Origin of the sequence: Mesorhizobium sp. M7A.F.Ca.CA.002.09.1.1 (assembly GCF_003998555.1) — a bacterium.
Taxonomy (GTDB): Bacteria; Pseudomonadota; Alphaproteobacteria; order Rhizobiales; family Rhizobiaceae; genus Mesorhizobium; species Mesorhizobium ciceri.
This window is the reverse complement of sequence record NZ_RZRR01000653.1, coordinates 1-3,275: the sequence shown is the minus strand read 5'-3', so window position 1 is coordinate 3,275 and position 3,275 is coordinate 1. Positions and strand designations below refer to the sequence as shown.

Here is a 3,275-nt window from a genome sequence, read left to right as displayed (position 1 = left end):
ATCGAGCACTTCTTGTCGATGAAGGCGCGGATCTGGTTGATCTGCTGGCTGGCGTCATTGTTGGAATCAGACACCTCGAAGCTGGACACCGTTCCGTCGGCGATCAGCCCGTCGACGAGACGCTTCAATTCCTTGGTCACCGTGACCCGCCACGGATTGCCCTGGTAGGATTCCGAGTGGCACCATTTCCACGGTTTCGGCGGCGCTGTGAAATTGTCCCAGGCCGAAGGCAGCACCTTCTGCGGCGCGCCGTCATATTGCGCCTTGAGTTCGGTCGGCAGCCCGCCGATGACGCCTTGCACATCCTGCGCAAAGGCGGTCGTTGCAAGCGAGGCAAGCGCGGTTGCGGCCAGCAGGCCGCGGATCATTCCTGTCATCTCGTTCTCCTCCGTTCGGTTTGGTTCAGGCTCCTCCACCGGCAGCGCCGGACACCTGCACCGGGGAACTCTCCCGAAACAGGCGATTGAGATCGGCAACAACCTGTCGGGCTTGATGCCGGGAGGTCATGCCGGAAAGGATGCGTTCGGATGCTGCTTGCTGGAAAGTCATGTAGCCGTCGTGGCGCGGCCGCACCCATGCACCCTCCAGCGTCGCGCGCGTATCCCGATAGAAGTCGCCGGTCGCTTCATTGACAGCCTGGTCCTCCCAGGCCGCTGCATGGCCGGGCTGGCCGCCGGCGGCGGCATAGGCGCCACGCTGGACATCGCCGCTCGCGACCCAATAGGCGAAGTCGATCGCGGCATCCCTGGCTTTGGAAAAGGCTGATACGGCTATGCCGGTGCCGCCAAGCGCCGAACCGACCGGGCCGCCGGAACCGATGACCGGAACATCGGCAAAGGCCAGCCGGTTCGCCCGAAAGCCAGCCGTCGCATAGGAAACGTAACCATAGATCAGTGGCGCGCAGACGAACCTGGAACCGGCCTCCGCCATACGTTCGGAGACGGCAATCGGGTCCATCTCGAAACACGCGGGATCGACCAGCGCTGCGATCTCGCGCATTGCCTCGAAGACTTGGCTACCGATCTCCACATCGATCAGATCGTCGGATGGATCGGTCGTGCAGGCATGCCCGAGATTCCCGGCAAGCGTGTAGAACACCATCAACACGTGAGGCGGCCGCAGCGGCAGCAGCACGCGGCCTTGCCGGGCGAGATCGAGCACCTCGCTCCAGCGCGCCGGTGGCGCACCGATCGCATCCGGACGCCATGCCTGGACCTGCGTTGCCGCATCGATCGGGAAAGCCCATTGCCGTCCTTGCCAGTTGTAGCTCGGATAGGACTGGCCGATGCTGCCCGAGGCAAGGGCCGTGCGTTCCGCCTCGCGTCCGGCGACATCCAGCGGCTCCAGGCAGCCTTCGGCCGTGATCTGGCCGACATGCGGATGGTCGATGACGATGAGGTCATAGGCGCGCGCCAGTTCTTCGACCGGGAAGGATTCGAAGTCCTGCAGCGAGCGCTTGTCCCATTCGATGGCAATACCGGTCTTCTGCTGCCACAGCGCCGAGCAGGCGACCATCGGATCATAGCCACGCGGATGGCTCCAGGTCATGCCTTTGAGCTTGGGCGAACTCACAGGCCGAACTCCGCGCGGATGGCGGCACTGTGCTCGCCGATGCGGGGCGCCGCCCGATCGGCCTTGGCTCTTATGCCATCGACCCGGAGCGGCGAACTGGTGGTGAGGATCGAGACATCGTCCTCGCGCGTCACAGTCTGCAGCATGCCGAGGGAATGGAACCCTTCGCTCGCCAGCATCTCCGGCCAGGTCAGCACTTTGGCGCACCAGATGTCGGCCGGCTCGAGGATATCAAGCCACTCGTCGATCGTCTTGGTGGCGATCCGCTGTGCGATGATCGCCTTGATGTCGTCACGCGCGGTGAACCACGACGCAGGCTTGTCGCGATAGGGTGCGAGTTCGCTGAGCGACAGGAGATCGGCCAGCTTGGGAATCGGCGTCATGGCGATGGCGAGGTATCCGTCCTTGGCCGGGTAAACACCGTAAGGCGCCGACAGATAGGCATGCGCGCTGCGGAAGCTGGAGCGCCTGGGCAGCCGGCGGCCGTCATTGAGATGCGTCGTCAGCACCTCGAACTGGAAATCGACCAGCGCTTCCAGGAGACTGGTTTCGATATGGCTGCCCTGGCCGGTGATGCCGCGCCGCACGAGTGCGGCCAGAATGCCCTGCGCGCAGGCGGCACCGGCCAGCATGTCGCCGATGGCAAGACCGAACGGCACCGGCCCTTGGTCCTCATCGCCGTTCAGCCACATCACGCCGGAGCGCGCCTGCGCCAGCAGGTCTTGGCCGGGTCTCTTGACCCATGGTCCGTCTTCGCCATAGCCGCTGATCGAGGCATAGACCAGCCGCGGATTGATCTTGCGGACCGCCTCATAGTCCAAGCCGAGCCGCTCGATGACGCCCGGCCGGAAATTCTGGATCAGCACATCGGCCTTGGCCAGAAGGCCGCGCAACGCCTCGAGATCGGTCTCGTTCTTGAGGTCGATGGCAAGACTTTCCTTGGCCCGGTTGATGGCATGGAAGATGGTGGAATCGCCGCCGATCTCGGTGTCGCTGAGATAGAGCCGGCGCGACAGGTCGCCGCCATCCGGACGCTCGATCTTGATGACGCGGGCGCCGAGATCGAGCAGCCTGAGTGAGCAATAGGGCCCGGACAGGAACTGGCTCATGTCGACGACGACGAGACCGGCGAGCGGCAATTCGGCTGCTGCCGGCATGCTATTTCTCCGTCTTGCCGACGAAGTCGGCCGGGTTGCGGTACTTCACCGTCTGCAGATGCTCGCAATAGAGAACCAACTCGCCTTCGCCCTTGAACACCTCATAGCTGGCGCGGATCAGCCCCATTTCCTTGTAGCGGGGCTTCTTGTCGAGGTTGGAGCGGATCGAATAGATCGTGTCGCCAATGAAGACGGGTTTTATGAAGCGGAGCTTGTCGTAGCCATAGGAGAAGGCATTGACGCAGTTGGTGGCGACCAGCCCCAGGCCAGCCGAAAAGACAAAGGCGCCGGCGATCAGCCGCTTGCCGAAAATGCCTTCGTTCTCGGCAAACATCTGGTCCTGCACATAGGGGTGGATGTCGAGCACCAGCGTGTTGAACAAATGGCTGTCGCCTTCGGCCATTGTGCGCCGCAACGAGCGGATCTTCTGGCCGACGGGCCAGTCCTCGTAGAACCAGTTTTCGGCATTCCACACCGGCAGCGCGGCGTGATCTCCGGGCATGTTCTTGGGATGCGTCGAGGCGACGCCGACGGTAGGTGCGAAAT

The 3,275-nt window shown here is 63.3% G+C and carries 3 protein-coding genes and 1 pseudogene; all 4 read right to left on the bottom strand.

Features of this window, described 5'->3' with window-relative positions; genetic code table 11:
• Nucleotides 1-377: pseudogene (locus EN994_RS23895) on the bottom strand (ribose ABC transporter substrate-binding protein); the annotation flags it as partial.
• A gap of 25 nt (nucleotides 378-402) precedes the next feature.
• Nucleotides 403-1,572 (bottom strand): extracellular solute-binding protein, encoded by a 1,170-nt coding sequence (locus tag EN994_RS23890; protein ID WP_063167546.1) that lies wholly within the window; start codon nucleotides 1,570-1,572, stop codon nucleotides 403-405.
• The gene (locus EN994_RS23885) at nucleotides 1,569-2,729 is read right to left on the bottom strand and encodes a CaiB/BaiF CoA-transferase family protein (RefSeq protein WP_063167547.1); all 1,161 of its coding nucleotides are present in this window, start codon (nucleotides 2,727-2,729) and stop codon (nucleotides 1,569-1,571) included. Before EN994_RS23885 ends, EN994_RS23890 begins: the two co-directional genes overlap by 4 nt.
• A 1-nt stretch (nucleotide 2,730) precedes the next feature.
• Nucleotides 2,731-3,275, bottom strand: a 545-nt coding sequence (locus EN994_RS23880; protein WP_245466070.1) for a MaoC family dehydratase, incomplete at its 5' end; no start/stop codon positions are given.